The following is a 17,675-nucleotide window of genomic DNA, read 5'->3' on the forward strand; positions in this document are numbered from 1 at the left end:
AAAAGCCTCGGGCTTTTTGCTGTCTGGCATTTGAAAAACAACAAAAACTCACCGAAATCGCCACAGCATTACCGGTGCGCCGACGGTCGTGTGGCTTATATCGAAGTAAAGCCCATGTGAGCGTAAGACATTCTCCGCGCCTATTAAGGTAACGCGACATTAGTATATCCCTACACGTCAGAAACCCGTAGCTTATGCTACGGGTTTTTTGCTTTCTGGCGTTTAAAAAATACAGCATTTATACCTGTAAAGTAGTCGCACCAACAGGAGTGTGACTTATATTGAGTAAAGAAAATGTGAGCGTAAGGCCTTCTTCATGTCTAATTAGAGAAGCCCAATTCAAACGAGTTGGGATTTTTGTTGTTTGGCCTTTAAGAAACTGAGTTAGGCTAACCTCCCTAAAGTTACCTCTTGTTCTTTGGTCTTGTGGTTAGATTTATGCGAAGAACAGCCCGCTCCTAATGATCCGCGATTTTGCTGTTTGAGATAAAATAAAACTATTTCAATTTTAATATATTTGTCTAGTATTTAAATTTTATTATATAAACTGCATGTATTTTAGATAAACTGTAATGAAATACTATTAAACACTTTTATAAAAGGAAATTTCTGATGAGTAATAATGTTGTAATCACTGGTGCTAATCGTGGTATTGGCTTAGCAATGACAAAAATATTTAAAGCACAGGGTCATAATGTTTACGCTTTATGTAGAATTAGCTCTAAAGAGTTAGAAGAGCTTTCGGTTCACATTATCGCTGATATTGATGTAGCGACAGATCAAGGCATTAAAAATATGAATAGGGCGCTTAGTGGTATTGGTATCGATGTTTTAGTTTGTAATGCGGGCATTTTACGTGATGAAAATTTAACTGACATGAATATCAATACTATTAGGGAGCAGTTCGAAATTAACGCGTTAGCGCCATTAAGAATAGTAGACACACTGCAAAGTAATTTAAACCCTGATGGGAAAATTGCGATGATAACTTCTCGTATGGGATCAATAAGTGATAATGATTCAGGCGGTCGTTATGGGTATCGTATGTCTAAAGCCGCACTTAATGCAGCATCTATGTCTTTAAGTAAAGATTTGGCTGCTCAGGATATATCTGTAGGGATTTATCACCCAGGATATGTACAAACTGATATGGTTAATAATAATGGAGAGATAAGTGCTGATGTGTCCGCAGAAAGAATTGTAGGTCTAATTAATAATTTAATGATGAAAAATAGTGGTGTATTTATGCACTCAAATGGTCAAGTACTCCCTTGGTAAGTATGCCTAAATAACAACCAGATTATTATTAAGTAATCTGGTCGTTAATATCAAAAAAACCTATTTTTTCTTTTTACCAAAAGGTTGCTTTGGTTTTCTATCCTCAAATTGGTTTTCAGAAAAACGTGTCAAACCTTGTTTACTTTTCTCTGCAGGAGAACTTGTTGATGGTTTTTTACCATAACCTGTTTTCGCCGCCACTGGTTTCTTACCAAAAGTGGTTTTATTACCTTTAGCGTTATTTTTCCCCTTACCATTATTTTTATAATGCTGTTGATCTTTCTCGCCGCGGGTTTCGTTTGGCACAAGACATCCTGGTTTAGAACCAATTAGTGTCTTTCCTAAGCCCATTTTAGTAAAAGCTTGACGAAGCATCGGCCAATTAGCCGGATCATGATAACGTAAAATAGCTTTATGCAAGCGACGCTGGATAGTACCTTTAGGTACGGCAACAGTCTTGCTGTTTTTATTGACGTTACGCAGTGAATCTATCTCTGTATGATATAAAGTTGTCGCATTTGCTAAAGGTGAAGGGTAAAAATTTTGTACTTGGTCAAGTTTAAAGTCATTACTTTTTAACCAAAGTGCTAAATTCACCATATCACGATCTGTTGTACCAGGATGCGCTGAGATAAAATAAGGAATTAAATACTGTTTTTTACCCGCTAACTTAGAATAATGATCAAACATTTCTTTAAATTTATCATAGCTGCCCATACCAGGCTTCATCATACTATTTAGAGGACCTTCTTCAGTGTGCTCAGGGGCTATTTTTAAATAACCACCCACATGATGAGTTGCTAATTCTTTAACGTATTCTGGATCTTGAATCGCTAAATCATATCGAACACCTGAGGCTATCAATACCTTTTTAATACCTGGGATCTTTCTTGCTGCACGATATAACTCGATAGTAGGTGTATGATCTGTATCTAAATGCCCACATATTGTTGGCCATACACATGAAGGTTTACGACACGTTGCTTCGGCTTTTTCGCTTTTACAATTCAGCTGATACATATTTGCGGTTGGACCGCCTAGATCAGATATTACACCGGTAAAACCTGGTACTTTCAGTTGAATATCTTTTATTTCATTGAGTATTGATTCTTGCGAACGACTTTGAATAATTCTGCCTTCATGCTCTGTTATAGAACAAAAAGTACAACCACCAAAACAACCGCGCATAATATTTACCGACGTTTTTATCATGTCGTAGGCAGGAATTTTTGCATCACCGTAACTTGGATGTGGTACGCGAGCATAAGGTAAACCGAAAACACCGTCCATTTCACTTTCTGTTAATGGTGTTGCGGGTGGATTTAACCAAATAATTCTACTGCCATGACGCTGTACTATCGGTTTAGCTGAAGTAGGGTTCACTTCTTGATGAAAAATACGTGAAGCATGAGCATACAACACTTTGTTATCACGTACTTGTTCAAAAGTAGGCAAGTTAATATAGGTGGTTTCCCATGGCTTTTTCTTATCAGCCCAAGATTTATTCCTATGTTGATCAGCCCTATGTGGTGAAAGCTCAATGACTTGTGCTGTTTTGGTTATATCAGTGTCATTGTTTGCAGCTGCCGCATCTGCTTCTGCGCTATTTTCAGAGCAATCAGTAGATGTTATCTCTTGATAAGGGCTGATAATAGGATCTATTTTTCCTGGCTTATCAATTGATCTAGAATCAATACCTTTCCAGTTTGGCAATACTTGGTTTGCCAAAAAGGCACTACCACGTACATCGGTGATATTTTTAACTTCCTCACCATTAGCGATGCGATGCGCGATTTCAATTAATGGGCGTTCGGCATTACCATAGACGAGAAGGTCTGCTTTTGAATCAAATAAAACTGATTGGCGAACTTTGTCTGTCCAGTAATCATAATGGGCAATACGCCGTAAACTGGCTTCGATACCACCAATAATTACGGGTACACCTTTATAAGCTTCTTTACAACGTTGGGTATAAGCTGTTACTGCTCTATCTGGACGTTTACCACCTTCATCATTTGGCGTGTAGGCATCGTCATGACGCATTCTTCGTTCAGCGGTATAACGGTTAATCATAGAATCCATATTTCCGGCAGTAACACCAAAAAATAGATTAGGCTGACCTAATTCCATAAATGCATCTTTTGTATGCCATGCTGGTTGCGCAATAATACCGACACGGAATCCTTGAGATTCCAGCATTCTGCCAATTATAGCCATACCAAAGCTTGGGTGATCAACATATGCATCGCCAGTCACTAAAATAATATCGCAAGAATCCCAGCCTAATACATCCATCTCACTACGAGACATGGGCAAAAACGGCGCTGTTCCATAGCATTCAGCCCAGTATTTTGGGTATTCGAACAATGAGGTTTTTACTTTTGTGAGCATAATTAGCCTAGATTCTGTTAATAAAATTTTATTGTCTTCGATCAATACACAAATTTTAGATTTGATGTACAAGACGAGGCGCGCGATTATAGCAAATTATAGCCTTAAGTGTAGGCTTAATCGTCGTTATGGCACTAATAGAAAGTATAGTCTCATTATGGCGCAAATTTATGGTAGCTGGTCGCATAAGATTACACATTGCCACAAGTTAAATTTACTATTTGATTGTATAAATTTATTGGGTTGAGTATAACTAGTTATCTGCTCTCTATTATTAAAATTCATTATTAAAATAAGTCTCTTACCTATGAAAATAAAAATATTAACAGCTGCTATCAGTTTGTCTTTAGTTGCCTGTGTAACAACGACTAACGACCAATCAGCTGAAACCATTTTAAGTGATAACTCTTCAAAAACCGCCGTGGCTAAAATCTCTAAAGAAGTTAAACTTAGCACCGTTGCTAAGAAAGTGATGCCAGTAGATTCAGTGTCAGCAAATGGCGATATTGTTATTACACTCGAAAAAATCATGTCTGATCCCGATTGGATGGGCCGTTCACCAAAGAGTTGGTACTGGGGAGATGACAATCAAACGATCTTCTATAAACAAAAACGCGCTGGCAGTGCGTTAAATGATTTATTTCGTCAAACCATTACAGGCCCTCAAGCTGAAAAAGTAAAATTAGCGCAAATGCATATTGTTAGCGACACCTATGCACAACGAAATATGGCTAATACGCACGAAATTTATACTTTTGAAGGTAACGTTTTTGTAAAAGAACTCGCTAATTTGAATGTTCTACAACTTACCTATACTTCTGCCTATGAACATTCAGCGATGTTTTTAAATAATGGTAATGTTGCTTATCGTGTAGACAATAAGATTTTTGAACATGATTTATCTAGCAATAAAATTATCGAATTAGCAAACTTACAGTTAATAGCAGATCCAAAAGATGCGAAAAGTGATGAAAGTTATATTGCCAGTGAGCAGAATGATTTAATTGCCTATGTTGCTCTGCAGAAAAGAAATAATAAATTAAGAAAAGATCAAAAAGAAAAGCTTAAAGCGCAAAATGCAACACTGACCAAAAGTGATTTTTACTTAGGTGCAGGCAAACGTATTAATCATGCCAGTTTATCGCCCAATGGCGACAAACTCATTGTTAGTATTAGTGACGGTAAATCTACACGTGCTGAAAGCGATATTATGCCCAATTATATAGGTAATGATGGTCATGTGAAATCGAAAAATGTCCGTCATCGTGTTGCAGATAATCGCCAATATAATGATGAACTTTTTTTACTTGATCTGAAGTCAGGCCAAAAATTCCCGTTATCTTATGATGTTTTACCGGGATCTGATGAAGATGTTTTAGCCAGTGTAAAATCGGAAAATTATAAACGTGAAGGTAAGGACTACGAGTCAACGAAATCTGAACGTAACATTCATGTTATGCAAGCAAATTCTCCGATTAAATGGCATGAAAATGGAAAGCAAGTTGCCGTTTTATTAGAGGCTTGGGACAACAAAGACCGTTGGTTAACCACCGTTAATTTAATGGAGAACAAGTTAGAGTCACAGCATCGTTTACATGATGATGCATGGATAAACTGGAGTTTTAATGAGTTTGGTTGGTTAAAGGGTGATCATACGCTTTATTATCTTTCAGAAGAAACGGGATACTCGCACCTCTACAGTAAAAGCTTAAAGGGTAAAGCGAAACAATTAACACGTGGGCAGTTTGAAATTAGCGAAGTGAGCTTAACGCAAGACAAATCACGTTTTGTCTTTAAAGCAAATAAAAAGCACCCCGGTATTTATGAGATTTATCAAGTTGATATAAAGTCAGGTGAGTTTAGTGCGTTAACTGATTTAGGCGGCATGAATGACTATTCATTGAGCCCTGATGATTCAACGCTTTTAATTGAACATTCAACGGTTGCTATGCCTCCAGAGCTCTACGTACAAACACTTAATGATGAAGCGACAGCTATACGTTTAACACATACCGTTTCTGAAAAATTTTTAAGCATGCCATGGACTGCGCCAAGTGTGGTTGCTGTTCCCTCTTCATATCAAGACGAACCTGTTTATTCTCGTGTTTATTTACCTGAAAACTTTGATAAAACCAGTGAGAAAAATCGTGCGGTGATGTTTAGTCACGGCGCTGGATATTTACAAAACTCACACTTAGGTTGGTCAGGCTATTTTCGCGAGTACATGTTCCACAGTTTGTTAGTTCAACAGGGGTATGTTGTGATAGATATGGACTACCGCGCTTCGGCAGGTTACGGACGTGATTGGCGTACTGCTATTTATCGTCATATGGGCAAACCTGAAGTACAAGATATGCGTGATGGCGTTAACTGGTTAGTTGAAAATGCCAATGTTGACCGTAAACGTATTGGTACTTATGGCGGTTCGTATGGCGGGTTCTTAACGCTAATGTCTATGTTCACTCAGCCTGATTTATTTCAGTCTGGCTCAGCACTGCGTTTAGTGTCTGATTGGGCTTATTATAATCATGGATATACTTCTAACATTCTGAACACTCCGGGAGATGATGCCATTGCCTATGAGAGAAGTTCACCGATTTATTTTGCTGAAGGCTTAGAAAAACCATTATTGATTAATGCCCCTATGGTTGACGATAATGTGTTTTTCCAAGATACCGTGCGCTTAGTGCAACGCTTAATTGAATTAGAGAAGCAGGACTTTGAAACGGCTATTTATCCAGTAGAGCCACATGGCTTTGTACAACCCAGTTCTTGGTTAAATGAATATCGTCGTATTTATAAGTTATTCGAAAATACGTTGTAAATTTATTCAGTAATGAGACAACAAAAAGCACCATTCTTAACTATAAAGAGTGGTGCCTTTTTTATTTGGGTTAAAAGAATTACTTTTTAGTTTTTGATTTTATTATCATTAAAAAAAATACGGCGAGTACGCCACCTATTGCTCCCCATAAATGCGCATTTATGGCGACATTTGCCCCAATTAAGTCAGCAACATCTTTGCTTGCGCCATAGTATTGTTCGTGAGTTATTTTTAATATCACCCCCAGCAGTAATAAATAGCCAGTCCGCTCTTTTGCTTTGATATCTTCAATAGCTCCCCAAATAAATAACCCATGTAAAACACCTGACAAGCCAACGTATTGTCCAATGTTGGGTGAAAACCAATGTATGCCAATAGAGCAAACTATCGCACTTATTAGAAAAACCACAAGATAACTTTTTATCGTATAAAACTGGCCATGCAAAGCCCATAACATCACAACAGCAGCCGCATTTAAAAGAAAATGAAAGCCATTGGTATGAAAGAAATGACTACTAAAGACACGCCACACTTCACCTTGGGTGACCACACTTCGCTGATAAACAAAAAACTCACTTAAACGAGCATCAAATATATAAGCAAGCAGAGAAATAGATAATACGAGTAAAGGGACGGATACTTGTTGAGGCGTTGTGGGAAAGCTAGAAAAAGTAAATCTCATTAAATGCGCTTATATAAACAAAGAGTAAAAATGTACTTTACTGTATTTATGTTATTTTTTATATTGAAAATATTCTTAACGTTTAATAACGAACAGCGTAAACTATTTCTCTAATCATTATATAGCTAAGTACAAATTGATGACCCGAGCATATTGTTTGAAATGTGAACGTCCTGAAAAATCCTGTATATGTCATTTAGTCACCGTCGTTGATAATGATATTTATGTCGTGATTTTACAACACCCATTAGAAGTAAAACAAAGTAAGGGTAGTGTCACCTTATTGCATCAGTCATTAAAAAATAGCCAGGTTATTATTGGTGAAAACTTTACCGACAACCTCGAAATACAATTGTTGCTTAAGCAATATGAACACCAGTGTGCCGTTTTGTACCCATCTGATGACGCTACGATGTTAAGTGAAAAAAGTAGCGATTTTTTATCACCTAAGTGCTTGTTTATTTTAGACGGTACTTGGAAAAAATCCTACAAAATGTTCATGACTAATACGTGGCTGCAACGACTTCCACATTTTACTTTAGCTAATGATATTGTTGGTCAGTATAAAATAAGAAAAACAACAAAAAAAAATGCGCTATCATCGTTAGAAGCCTGTTGTTATGCACTGGGTGTATTAGAGTCTCAGCAGGGTAGAGCCAATAGATACCAGCCATTATTAGTGTCTTTTGTCGCCTTTAACCAATTTCAGTTATCGTTTAACCCCAACTAGTATATGTATTTATTAAGGAAAACTATGTCTCGATTTCAACTCTCTCAGCGCTTAAGTATAATAGCACTATCGCTTGCTTTTATATTTTCTAGTCAAGCTGAAGTTATACAAAAACAAGAAGACCGAGAACCAGAAGCGGCTACGGGCGTTATCCAAAAGCAAGCTGTAACCGCTAAAGAATTTATGATCGCAGCAGCTAATCCGTATGCTAGTGAAGCTGGTTTTAATATTTTAAAAAAAGGGGGCAGTGCTATCGATGCCGCAATTGCTGTGCAATTGGTACTGACCTTAGTTGAGCCTCAGTCATCTGGTATCGGCGGTGGTGCTTTTATTTTGCATTGGGATAATAGTAAAAATTTTTTAACAACCTTTGATGGCAGAGAAACCGCGCCAAAACAGGCAACGTCTGAACTATTTCTTGATGAAAAGGGTAACGCCATTTCCTGGATAAAAGCGGTGGTTGGTGGCCGCTCTGTAGGTGTGCCTGGTGTCTTGTCCGCACTTAAAAAAGCACATCAACAATATGGAAAGTTGGCCTGGGCGGAATTATTTGTTGAAGCAATAGCACTTGCCGAGCAGGGCTTTATAGTTTCTCCGCGGCTAGAAAAATTGGTCGCAATGCAATTCAACCCAGGTATTAGTCAGCTTCCTGAAATTAAGAAATATTTTTTCCCTAATAATATTGCGATAAAAGCGGGCGACCGTTTAAAAAATAAAAAACTAGCTGTGGTGTATCGTAGTCTTGCAAAAGAAGGCTTAGCACCTTTTTATCATGGCTGGATCGCCAAAAAAATTGTTGATGCAGTACAAAATTCTAGCATAGCCCCAGGGAAACTTTCGTTGCAAGATTTAGCGCATTATCAGCCAAAGCAACGCGCTGCAGTTTGTGGTGCTTATCATGATTATAACGTTTGTGGTATGGCTCCACCAAGTTCAGGTGGCGTTGCCGTTATTCAACTTCTGGGGCAACTAGAGTCTTACCCGTTAGCCGAAAAGGGAGTGACGAGTTTACAAACAGTGCATTTATTCACACAAAGTTCACGTTTAGCGTTTGCTGATCGTAATAGATACATTGCTGATGATGATTTTGTTAATGTACCTGTTGACGGACTCATCTCGCCCAAATATTTAGCAGAACGTTCAACATTAATTAATACTGACAGCGATATGGGTAAAGCTGAAGCAGGTAAACCACAAGGTGCTTTAGCGCAAGCAGATGATCTTGCTTTAGAGTTACCTTCAACGAGTCATATTTCTATTATTGATAGTGAAGGTAATGCAATATCAATGACCACAAGTGTTGAAATGGCATTTGGATCAGCGGTTATGGTAGAAGGTTTTATTTTAAATAATCAATTAACTGATTTTTCTTTAGCACCAAAAGTTAATGGGCAATGGGTCGCTAATCGACTTGAGCCTTTAAAAAGACCAAGAAGTTCTATGGCGCCTACAATGGTTTTTAATGCAGATAAGTCTCTTAAACTTGTAGTGGGTTCTCCGGGTGGTAGTCGGATCATTGATTATGTAGCGCAAACCATTATTGGTGTGATTGACGGGGAATTAGACCCACAATCAGCGATAAACTTGCCTAAAGTGACCAACCGTAATCATGTAACAACCTTAGAAAAGGGTACTGATATTGTCTTACTAAAAGCAGCATTGGAAGCCAAAGGGCATCATATTATTATCAGAGATTTAAACAGTGGACTTCATGCTATCGAAGTGACCAATAAAGGATTAATTGGCGGAGCGGACCCGCGCAGGGAAGGGCTTGTGTTAGGTGAGTAAGTTCACTATTTGACCTATCCGGTGGTCGGATAGGTCAATGTAGACAGGTCAAAAAGTAAGTCGTTATATTTACAGTTAAAAACTAGAAAGGATCTTTTAATATTTTATCAATAACCCAGTTGCCGTCTATCTGAATGAGCGATAAGCGTTTAACGTCTTTTATTCTATTATTGTCATACAAACCGTCAAAATAAACAGTGATTTCTGCTGCATCTTTAAATTGCTCACGAACTTTTACACCACTATCGTCGGGTGATGCAACAACACTATCGTAAGACATATTAAATAAATGGCGAGCAACTGCTTTTGGTGATTTGTAATGTAAGATAATTCGAGATAATTGTGGGCTACATACTTTGGCCGCTTTTTTAACATTTTTTTCATTGTAAAGCGCATCAAAAAAAGCAACCGCAACAACTTCTGGGCTTTCAGACGCTTTGATATCTCCACTTTCATCTTCTGTACAAGCAGTAAGTAGGAGAGTAAATAAGATGATTATTAATTTTAAATAGTTCATAAGTTTCAAGTATTAGTCGTATTAGTATATTTATATACTACCTGAAATCTTTAGCTGGTTAGTGATAAATATTATAAAAATCGCAATATTATCAAAATTAAATAACGTAAAGTAACTATTTAATTTCTCATCAATGACCCAGTAATAAAAATACCAAGTAATAGTGTGCTGGGATTTTCATTACTCATCTTTACATTAAGTCGTTAACTAAAGGTTTTTAATAAAAATCGATTGGTTTAAGCCGTATAGATATTTTAGCATGAGTCGTTATGACTGATATTAATGGATGACTTATCTAATAAGCTTATAATCGTTTGTTTGTCTTTTAAGGTTTTAATATCATTAAATAATTGTTCTGCCTCCGGATATTGTAATCGTAAGTAGCGTAACCATTGTTTTAATCGACTTGAAAAATAAAAGCTTTTATCACCAACTAATTCAAGTTCACTGTATTTTTTAAGTAGCGAACAAAGTTGGTGCCAAGGCATAGGCTGTTGGTTGTTTTTTATTACTGCTTCTAAATTTGGTAGCGCAAGTGCACCACGACCCAGCATCAAATTTGGGGTGTGGCTTTCCTCAATACAGCGGTGAGCGTCTGCTAAAGTCCATATCTCACCATTCGCGAAAACCTCTATAGGGTACTTTTTTACAATGTCAGCAATGAAGTGCCAATAAGCGGGAGGACGATAGCCATCGGCTTTAGTTCTGGCATGAATGGTAAGTTGATCCGCATTGGCAGACGTTATTGCACTAACTATTTCGTCTAACAATGAGGCATCATCAAAGCCCAAACGAATTTTTGCTGAAAGTATCACATCTTCGCCAACAGCTTCTTTTACTGCCAACACTATTTTATAAATATCTTCAGGGGTTTTCAGTAATGCGGCACCACCACGGTTTTTATTAACGGTTTTGGCTGGGCAGCCAAAATTAAGATCGACACCATGAGAACCTAATTCTATAGCTCTAACGGCATTTTCTGCCATCCAATTTGGCTCTTGGCCAAGTAGCTGCATTCTTAACGGTGTACCTGCCTGCGTGTAACCTTGTTGTTCTAACTCAGGGCACACTTTATAAAAACACCGCTCAGGTAATAGTTGGTCAACGATACGTAGAAATTCTGTAATACAAAAATCATAATTATTTAAGGAGGTTAATAGATGACGCATTAAAGCATCGGCAACACCTTCCATTGGCGCTAAAACAACTTTTTTAACTTGAGTCTTCATAGTACAGCGGGTAACCTCAAATGTGAGTAATAAGATTTATCTAAAAATGAATAAATATTTTTCAACTTTATTGAAATTTATTTATAACGCCAAGGGTCTTTGTTTTTAGCTTACATATGTAGTGCCAAAATTATAAAATTAAAGGAAAACATAATGAAAATTTTGAAAAAATCATCAATGACAGCTCTATTAGGTCTATTTGCTTTAGCACTTGCCGTATCAACACCAGCAAAAGCAGAAACTAACCCTTTTGAAACACAAAGTATTGTAACGATAACTGCAGTAGATGCTAGCGGAAAGTGTGGCGAAGGCAAAACTGACGAAAAAACAAAATGTGGCGAAGGTAAAGTAGCCAAAAAAGGTAAGTGCGGTGAAGGAAAATGTGGCGAAGGTAAAGTAGCCAAAAAAGGTAAGTGCGGTGAAGGAAAATGTGGCGAAGGTAAAGTAGCCAAAAAAGGTAAGTGCGGTGAAGGAAAATGTGGCGAAGGTAAAGTAGCCCAAAAAGGTAAGTGCGGTGAAGGAAAATGTGGCGAAGGTAAAGCTGCTAAAAAAGGTAAGTGCGGTGAAGGAAAATGTGGCGAAGGTAAAGCTAAAGCTAAAAAGTGTGGCGGTTAATTTTTAATAAAAATTCAATGTAATATACTTTTCACAAAGCTATTTTAATCTAAAATTAAAATAGCTTTGTTATGTTTATTGCTTAATGCCATCTTTACGTTATTACTTGCATCAAAATTATAAAAAATTATAAATACATCAGGAGTGATTTTTCATCAGTTTCCATCACGGTATTTAAAAAACCACATAAAAGTTATTCTTCATTTTTTCCTCTCTATGTTCATTTTAATCACATTGTTTACTAATTAATGTATTTTTTCCAAGACTAATGTCGCGAAAAAACAGATAATAGTGTTTATTAATCACAGTCCGCCGCTAGGCAGTCGCTAAAGTCAGATACAGATGAGTTATAGCGCAAAACTCCGGAAATTATTCAATGGAAATCAAAGTTAATTATCTCGACAATCTTAGAATTGAAGCTAAGTTTGATGATTTTTCTGTCATAGCAGACCAACCTATTCGATACAAAGGTGATGGTTCTGCACCAGGGCCATTCGATTACTTTTTAGCTTCGTCGGCACTTTGTGCTGCATACTTTGTTAAGGTGTATTGTAATTCACGAGATATTCCGACTGAAAATATTAGACTGTCGCAAAACAATATTGTCGACCCTGAAGATCGTTATAACCAAATTTTTCAAATTCAGGTCGAATTACCTGACTCTATTTCAGAGAAAGACCGTAAAGGCATTGTGCGTTCAATCGATCGTTGTACAGTCAAAAAAGTCGTTCAAAGTGGGCCAGAGTTTAAGGTGGAAATAGTAGAAAGCCTTGAAGAAGATGCGCAAGCGATGCTCATGGGGCAGTCAGATGACGATGCCAGTACCTATATTTTAGGTAAAGATTTGCCGCTCGAACAAACGATTGCTGATATGACCGGTCTTTTGTCTGACTTAGGTATGAAAATTGAAATATCATCTTGGCGTAATATCGTGCCTAATGTTTGGTCGTTACATATTCGTGATGCAGCATCACCGATGTGTTTTACCAACGGTAAAGGAACGACTAAAGAAAGTGCACTTTGCTCGGCACTTGGTGAATTTATCGAACGCCTTAACTGTAATTTCTTTTATAACGATCAGTTTTTCGGTACTGACATTGCTAACAGTGACTTTGTGCATTACCCGAACGAAAAATGGTTTAAACCGGGCGAAAATGATGAATTACCCAGCGATATTCTAGACGAGTACTGTTTAGATATTTATAACCCTGATGACGAACTAAGAGGGTCAAACCTTATAGACACTAATTCAGGTTTAGCTGAAAGAGGGATTTGTTCAATCCCTTATATACGCGAATCTGATGGTGAAACCGTCTATTTCCCATCAAACCTCATTGAAAATTTATTCTTAAGTAATGGTATGAGTGCTGGTAATAATTTACCTGAAGCACAAGTGCAATGTTTGTCAGAAATATTTGAACGTGCCGTTAAAAAGCAAATTATTGCACAAGAAATCGTTTTACCTGACGTACCTAAAGCGGTTATTGCAAAATACCCAAGTATTTTAGCAGGCATTGAAGGGCTAGAAGCGCAGGGGTTTCCTGTTGTCGTAAAAGATGCGTCGTTAGGAGGTCAATTTCCAGTGATGTGCGTAACACTGATGAACCCTAAAACGGGAGGTGTTTTTGCTTCATTTGGTGCTCACCCCAGTTTTGAAGTTGCGCTTGAACGTAGCTTAACTGAACTGCTTCAAGGGAGAAGCTTTGAAGGGTTAAACGACGTACCTAAACCTACATTTAATAGCATGGCAGTGACAGAACCTGAAAATTTTGTTGACCACTTTATTGACTCAACCGGTGTTGTTTCTTGGCGCTTCTTTAGTCGTAAACATGATTACGACTTTTGTGAATGGGATTTTTCTGGCACCAACGAAGAAGAAAATGCTGTTTTAATGGCTATTTTTAAAGACTTGGGCAAAGAAGTCTATATTGCAGAGTTTAATCAACTTGGCGCTACTGCCTGTCGTATTTTAGTGCCTGACTATTCAGAAGTGTACCCCGTTGAAGATCTTATTTGGGACAATACCAATAAGTCACTTGAATACCGTGAAGATATTTTAAACCTCCACATTTTAAATGAAGAACAATTAGTCGCTTTAGTTGAGCGTTTAGAAGATAGCCAACAAGATAACTACATTGATATAAAAACATTAATTGGTATTGAATTTGATGAAAATACTGTTTGGGGACAACTCACTATCCTTGAATTAAAGATTCTTATTTATCTTGCCTTAGGCGCTTTAGATGAAGCTATTGAATTAGTTGGAGAGTTTTTACAATACAATGACAATACAGTTGAACGCGGTTTATTTTATCAAGCGGTTCATGCTGTATTAGAAGTTACTCTAGAGGAAGAGATGGAACTTGAAGACTTTATGGGTAATTTTAATCGAATGTTTGGTGAAGAGACTATGGAACAAGTGGTTGGTTCAGTCTTTGGTGAAGTCAGGTTTTATGGTTTGACACCAACAAGTATGAAACTTGAAGGCTTAGATAAGCACCTGAGGTTGATTGAAAGCTACAAGAAATTACATCAAGCGCGTAAAATAGCGGCTGAAAAATAGCAAGAAAATATAATGTAAAAAGCCAATATCTATTATAGATATTGGCTTTTTATTAAACGTTGTACATTCAAGTTTTAAGTCTAACGTGCATTAATCGGCTTTATACATCTCGGTTCTGTTTCTGCCAAGTTCTTTTGCTTTATATACGGCATTATCAGCCTGAGCGTAGAAGTCAGTAAATGATATTTTATCGTCACAAATACTGGCACCAATACTTACCGTTAATGGTTTGTTATCAACCTTAATGTTAGCGATTAATTGATGTAATCTTTCACAAAATAATAAAAAACTCACTTTGTCTGTGTCAGGTAACATGATCAAAAATTCTTCACCACCAAAGCGAGCAACGAGGTCTGTTTGTCGACAAAACGCTTTTAACTTTTTACCAAGCTCTTTTAATACACGATCCCCCTCTAAATGGCCAAAAGTATCATTTACTTTCTTAAAGTAATCAATGTCGAGCATTAACAAACCAACCGACTGATGAGATCTTGCTGCCTGCTCAAGGACTAAAACACTTCGGTATTTCATTTCTCTTCTATTTAATAACTCGGTTAACTCGTCAGTAGAAGCAAGGAGTTTCAACGCTTCTGCTTGCTCTTCTAATGTTTCGCGGGTTTTTAATAATTCATTATAAAGTTGGTCTCTTTTAGACGCATTAAAAAAGCTCCAATAAATACAGCCATCATCACCTAAATGGGCGTTAACAGTTACTGGAATGCGTATTCCTTGAGCATTAAATATAATTAACTGCATTTCTTCACACGTTTTCTCATGTAAAAGTGTTGGGATGAGATAACTTTGAAAAAATATTTTTGACGATTTTGTGAAAATCACATCTGTACTTTTACCAATAAGCGCTTCGGGTAGCCATAATAGTTCAGTGGTAAAATATGTATTAACATAGGTAATAATTCTGGACGAGTTAGTGACTAAAGCACCACAAGGAAAACTATCAAGCGAATAATTTTGCATATTACTTTGTGCTTTATTTTTACGTGTCGTGGTCATTGTTTGCATATTCTATTATTAAGTCGACAATTTTGTTCGGGTGCGTCATGTGTAAACAATGTCCATTAGCCAGAACCACTTCCAGTTGACTATTTTTTATTTGGCTATGAATAAACTCACCAACAGTCGTGGCAGCTAATGCATCATTTTTACTTTGAAAAATTAACGAAGGTTGCTTTATGTCTTTTAAAATATAGCGATAATCAGATAAAAATGTTGCTTCAGCAAAATTCTTAGCTATAACAGGGTCGGTAGAACAAAAACTTCCCGTTAATTCTCCTATTAAATCAGTTGAATTACCATTTCCTATCACTAAGGGGGCTAAATAATCAGCCCAACCAATATAGTTTTTATCCATCAAGCTTAATAGCTCGAGTAGATCTTCTCTTTCAAAACCACCCAAGTATTCAGGAGGAAAATTCAGAAAACAAGGAGAAGGGCATATCATGATAAGTTTAGAAAATAATTTAGGCTTTTCTGTAGCAGCAATTGCACCAATGATGCTGCTTACTGAGTGCCCGACAAAGATTGCATTTGATAGCTGTAACACTTCAGCTATTTCAATAATATCTTCAGCATACCCCTCAAGTTCGCTATAACGTTTTTTGTTGTATTGTGATATATCTGAACCACCAGAGCCGACATAGTCAAATAATACAAGGGTAAATTGACTCAATAGCTTAGGCGTTAAAAATCGCCACATGTTTTGATCGCAACCAAAGCCATGAGCAAGAAAAAGTGTTTTTTCGCCTTTTCCAATCAACTTTACATTATTTCTAACAAGTACATCATTTGACAACAGCATAACATTTCCTATTAAAAATTTTCATATAGCGACTAAAAGTTATTACATTAACATTGACATGACATTTATATTACCACAGACGGAAATAATTGAATGGTTTGTTCAATGAGGTCTGTCTTTTGGCTTTTAGCTAAGTAAGCGGCAAATATCTCTCGTGAGTATACTGGCGCCTTTTCAACAATATAGAGTTTGTTTTTTTCGATATACTCAAAAGTCATTTGTCTTGGAAGATAGGCGCTTCCTCCAGCGTCTAATAAAAAGTTTAGCGCTATTCTTGGTTGGCTCATATAGTGCCTTGCAGGTGGCGCATCTTGGAATTCTCGTAAGTGACGTGCATTTACCGACTCTCCATAATCCACCATAATATGGTTGTCTAATAAAAGTGTCTCTGCCATGTCATTTGGCTCTGTGGTCACCAAATGCAATGGAACTGTAGCTACTTTTTCAGTAATTAAGTCTTTAACAAAAGGAGGCTCAAATAAAAAAGCAATATCGACTACTCGACTGAGCAAACTTTTTCTCAGCTCTAATGGAGAGTAAGTGTTAGTCAATAAACTAACATCATCAAGATTACGATGAATTTTTTTTAACCAATCTTGTAAAACAATATCCCATATTGACATCATAGAGCCAACAACTAGCTGATGAGTGTCGCTGTCGGCTACACCGACATCTTGCTTGGTTTTTTGCCACATAAACAGAAGTTCATTCGCATGTTTTATTAATCGATTACCTTCGGGAGTTAATTTTAAATGCTTTTGAGTGCGGTCAAATAACAACACACCTAAATCACCTTCTAATAACTTAATTCTTGCACTTACCGCCGATTGAGTAATGAATAAATTTTCAGAAGCTATTCTAAAATGTAATGTCCGACTTACTTCGAGAAATGTCTTTAATAGTTCAATTTTCATATAAACCCCTGAAGTTATTTAATCAATTTATTTGATTAAACCCATCAAAATATAGCGCTATATTATTTAATAAACTGACTATACACTTGATTTTACTTATTAACTCACTTTTTCTGATTAAATTAAGAGTGTTCATCCAAATATTTATTATGAAAGTTGTTATTTTGTCTAGAAACAAAAACCTTTATTCGACACGCCGCTTAAAAGAAGCGGGCGGTGCAGACATTCGTTGTTTAGTGATTGGTGGCAAAGTGGTGGCAGCGATGAAACGCCAAGGCGCAGAAGGTGAATTTCGCTCTAACTTACACCGTGGTGGCTCTGCTGAAGT

13 protein-coding genes and 1 pseudogene are annotated in these 17,675 nt (G+C 37.0%); 7 read left to right on the forward strand and 7 right to left on the reverse strand.

Annotated features, from left to right (window positions below; translation table 11 throughout):
• Positions 1-612: 612 nt before the first annotated feature.
• The gene (locus tag H4J73_RS02180; protein ID WP_182177720.1) at positions 613-1,278 is read left to right on the forward strand and encodes an SDR family oxidoreductase; all 666 of its coding nucleotides are present in this window, start codon (positions 613-615) and stop codon (positions 1,276-1,278) included.
• Positions 1,279-1,338: 60 nt separating this feature from the next.
• Here the strand turns inward: H4J73_RS02180 and H4J73_RS02185 are convergent, their stop codons facing one another.
• On the reverse strand, positions 1,339-3,669 hold the full coding sequence (locus H4J73_RS02185) for a YgiQ family radical SAM protein (protein WP_182177722.1): 2,331 nt from the start codon (positions 3,667-3,669) through the stop codon (positions 1,339-1,341).
• A 307-nt stretch (positions 3,670-3,976) separates the two neighbouring features.
• Here H4J73_RS02185 and H4J73_RS02190 point away from each other — a divergent pair, with 307 nt between their 5' ends.
• Positions 3,977-6,493: a prolyl oligopeptidase family serine peptidase gene (locus tag H4J73_RS02190; RefSeq protein ID WP_182177724.1), complete on the forward strand. Its 2,517-nt coding sequence runs from the start codon at positions 3,977-3,979 to the stop codon at positions 6,491-6,493.
• Between the two features lie 79 nt (positions 6,494-6,572).
• Here the strand turns inward: H4J73_RS02190 and rrtA are convergent, their stop codons facing one another.
• Positions 6,573-7,175: a rhombosortase gene (gene rrtA, locus H4J73_RS02195; protein WP_182177726.1), complete on the reverse strand. Its 603-nt coding sequence runs from the start codon at positions 7,173-7,175 to the stop codon at positions 6,573-6,575.
• 157 nt (positions 7,176-7,332) lie between these two features.
• On the opposite strand from rrtA, the gene H4J73_RS02200 reads away from it, so the two are divergent.
• Both H4J73_RS02200 and ggt read left to right on the forward strand, forming a co-directional pair.
• Entirely contained in the window at positions 7,333-7,905 is a 573-nt protein-coding gene (locus tag H4J73_RS02200; protein ID WP_259366631.1) for a tRNA-uridine aminocarboxypropyltransferase, read from the forward strand.
• A gap of 24 nt (positions 7,906-7,929) precedes the next feature.
• Positions 7,930-9,693 (forward strand): gamma-glutamyltransferase, encoded by a 1,764-nt coding sequence (gene ggt, locus H4J73_RS02205; RefSeq protein ID WP_182177730.1) that lies wholly within the window; start codon positions 7,930-7,932, stop codon positions 9,691-9,693.
• An 82-nt stretch (positions 9,694-9,775) separates the two neighbouring features.
• Here ggt and H4J73_RS02210 read toward each other — a convergent pair whose 3' ends face one another.
• Together H4J73_RS02210 and H4J73_RS02215 are read right to left on the reverse strand one after the other, a co-directional pair.
• Positions 9,776-10,210 (reverse strand): hypothetical protein, encoded by a 435-nt coding sequence (locus H4J73_RS02210; protein WP_182177732.1) that lies wholly within the window; start codon positions 10,208-10,210, stop codon positions 9,776-9,778.
• A gap of 254 nt (positions 10,211-10,464) precedes the next feature.
• Entirely contained in the window at positions 10,465-11,439 is a 975-nt protein-coding gene (locus H4J73_RS02215) for a tRNA-dihydrouridine synthase (protein WP_182223897.1), read from the reverse strand.
• A gap of 153 nt (positions 11,440-11,592) precedes the next feature.
• Here H4J73_RS02215 and H4J73_RS02220 point away from each other — a divergent pair, with 153 nt between their 5' ends.
• Positions 11,593-12,054, forward strand: coding sequence for a hypothetical protein (locus H4J73_RS02220; protein ID WP_182223896.1), 462 nt, complete (start codon positions 11,593-11,595; stop codon positions 12,052-12,054).
• A 376-nt stretch (positions 12,055-12,430) separates the two neighbouring features.
• On the forward strand, positions 12,431-14,617 hold the full coding sequence (locus tag H4J73_RS02225) for an OsmC domain/YcaO domain-containing protein (RefSeq protein ID WP_182177738.1): 2,187 nt from the start codon (positions 12,431-12,433) through the stop codon (positions 14,615-14,617).
• 90 nt (positions 14,618-14,707) lie between these two features.
• Here H4J73_RS02225 and H4J73_RS02230 read toward each other — a convergent pair whose 3' ends face one another.
• From H4J73_RS02230 to H4J73_RS02240, 3 genes are all read right to left on the reverse strand, one after another.
• Positions 14,708-15,628, reverse strand: coding sequence for a diguanylate cyclase (locus H4J73_RS02230; RefSeq protein WP_182177740.1), 921 nt, complete (start codon positions 15,626-15,628; stop codon positions 14,708-14,710).
• Positions 15,612-16,433: an alpha/beta fold hydrolase gene (locus tag H4J73_RS02235; protein WP_182177742.1), complete on the reverse strand. Its 822-nt coding sequence runs from the start codon at positions 16,431-16,433 to the stop codon at positions 15,612-15,614. Before H4J73_RS02235 ends, H4J73_RS02230 begins: the two co-directional genes overlap by 17 nt.
• 65 nt (positions 16,434-16,498) lie before the next feature.
• Entirely contained in the window at positions 16,499-17,347 is an 849-nt protein-coding gene (locus H4J73_RS02240; RefSeq protein WP_182177744.1) for a LysR family transcriptional regulator, read from the reverse strand.
• A gap of 149 nt (positions 17,348-17,496) precedes the next feature.
• Between H4J73_RS02240 and H4J73_RS02245 the strand changes: the two are divergent.
• Positions 17,497-17,675: pseudogene (locus H4J73_RS02245) on the forward strand (hypothetical protein); the annotation flags it as partial.

The sequence above is a fragment of the Colwellia sp. MB3u-41 genome, from assembly GCF_014076845.1.
Lineage (GTDB): Bacteria > Pseudomonadota > Gammaproteobacteria > Enterobacterales > Alteromonadaceae > Colwellia_A.

What these genes read in the sequence shown, in the direction of transcription:
- H4J73_RS02180 (WP_182177720.1), top strand. Translation starts at nt 613, where the DNA reads ATGAGTAATAATGTTGTAATCACTGGTGCTAATCGTGGTATTGGCTTA.
- H4J73_RS02235 (WP_182177742.1), bottom strand. Translation starts at nt 16,433, where the DNA reads ATGCTGTTGTCAAATGATGTACTTGTTAGAAATAATGTAAAGTTGATT.
- rrtA (WP_182177726.1), bottom strand. Translation starts at nt 7,175, where the DNA reads ATGAGATTTACTTTTTCTAGCTTTCCCACAACGCCTCAACAAGTATCC.
- H4J73_RS02185 (WP_182177722.1), bottom strand. Translation starts at nt 3,669, where the DNA reads ATGCTCACAAAAGTAAAAACCTCATTGTTCGAATACCCAAAATACTGG.
- H4J73_RS02210 (WP_182177732.1), bottom strand. Translation starts at nt 10,210, where the DNA reads ATGAACTATTTAAAATTAATAATCATCTTATTTACTCTCCTACTTACT.
- H4J73_RS02230 (WP_182177740.1), bottom strand. Translation starts at nt 15,628, where the DNA reads ATGACCACGACACGTAAAAATAAAGCACAAAGTAATATGCAAAATTAT.
- ggt (WP_182177730.1), top strand. Translation starts at nt 7,930, where the DNA reads ATGTCTCGATTTCAACTCTCTCAGCGCTTAAGTATAATAGCACTATCG.
- H4J73_RS02215 (WP_182223897.1), bottom strand. Translation starts at nt 11,439, where the DNA reads ATGAAGACTCAAGTTAAAAAAGTTGTTTTAGCGCCAATGGAAGGTGTT.
- H4J73_RS02190 (WP_182177724.1), top strand. Translation starts at nt 3,977, where the DNA reads ATGAAAATAAAAATATTAACAGCTGCTATCAGTTTGTCTTTAGTTGCC.
- H4J73_RS02225 (WP_182177738.1), top strand. Translation starts at nt 12,431, where the DNA reads ATGGAAATCAAAGTTAATTATCTCGACAATCTTAGAATTGAAGCTAAG.
- H4J73_RS02220 (WP_182223896.1), top strand. Translation starts at nt 11,593, where the DNA reads ATGAAAATTTTGAAAAAATCATCAATGACAGCTCTATTAGGTCTATTT.
- H4J73_RS02240 (WP_182177744.1), bottom strand. Translation starts at nt 17,347, where the DNA reads ATGAAAATTGAACTATTAAAGACATTTCTCGAAGTAAGTCGGACATTA.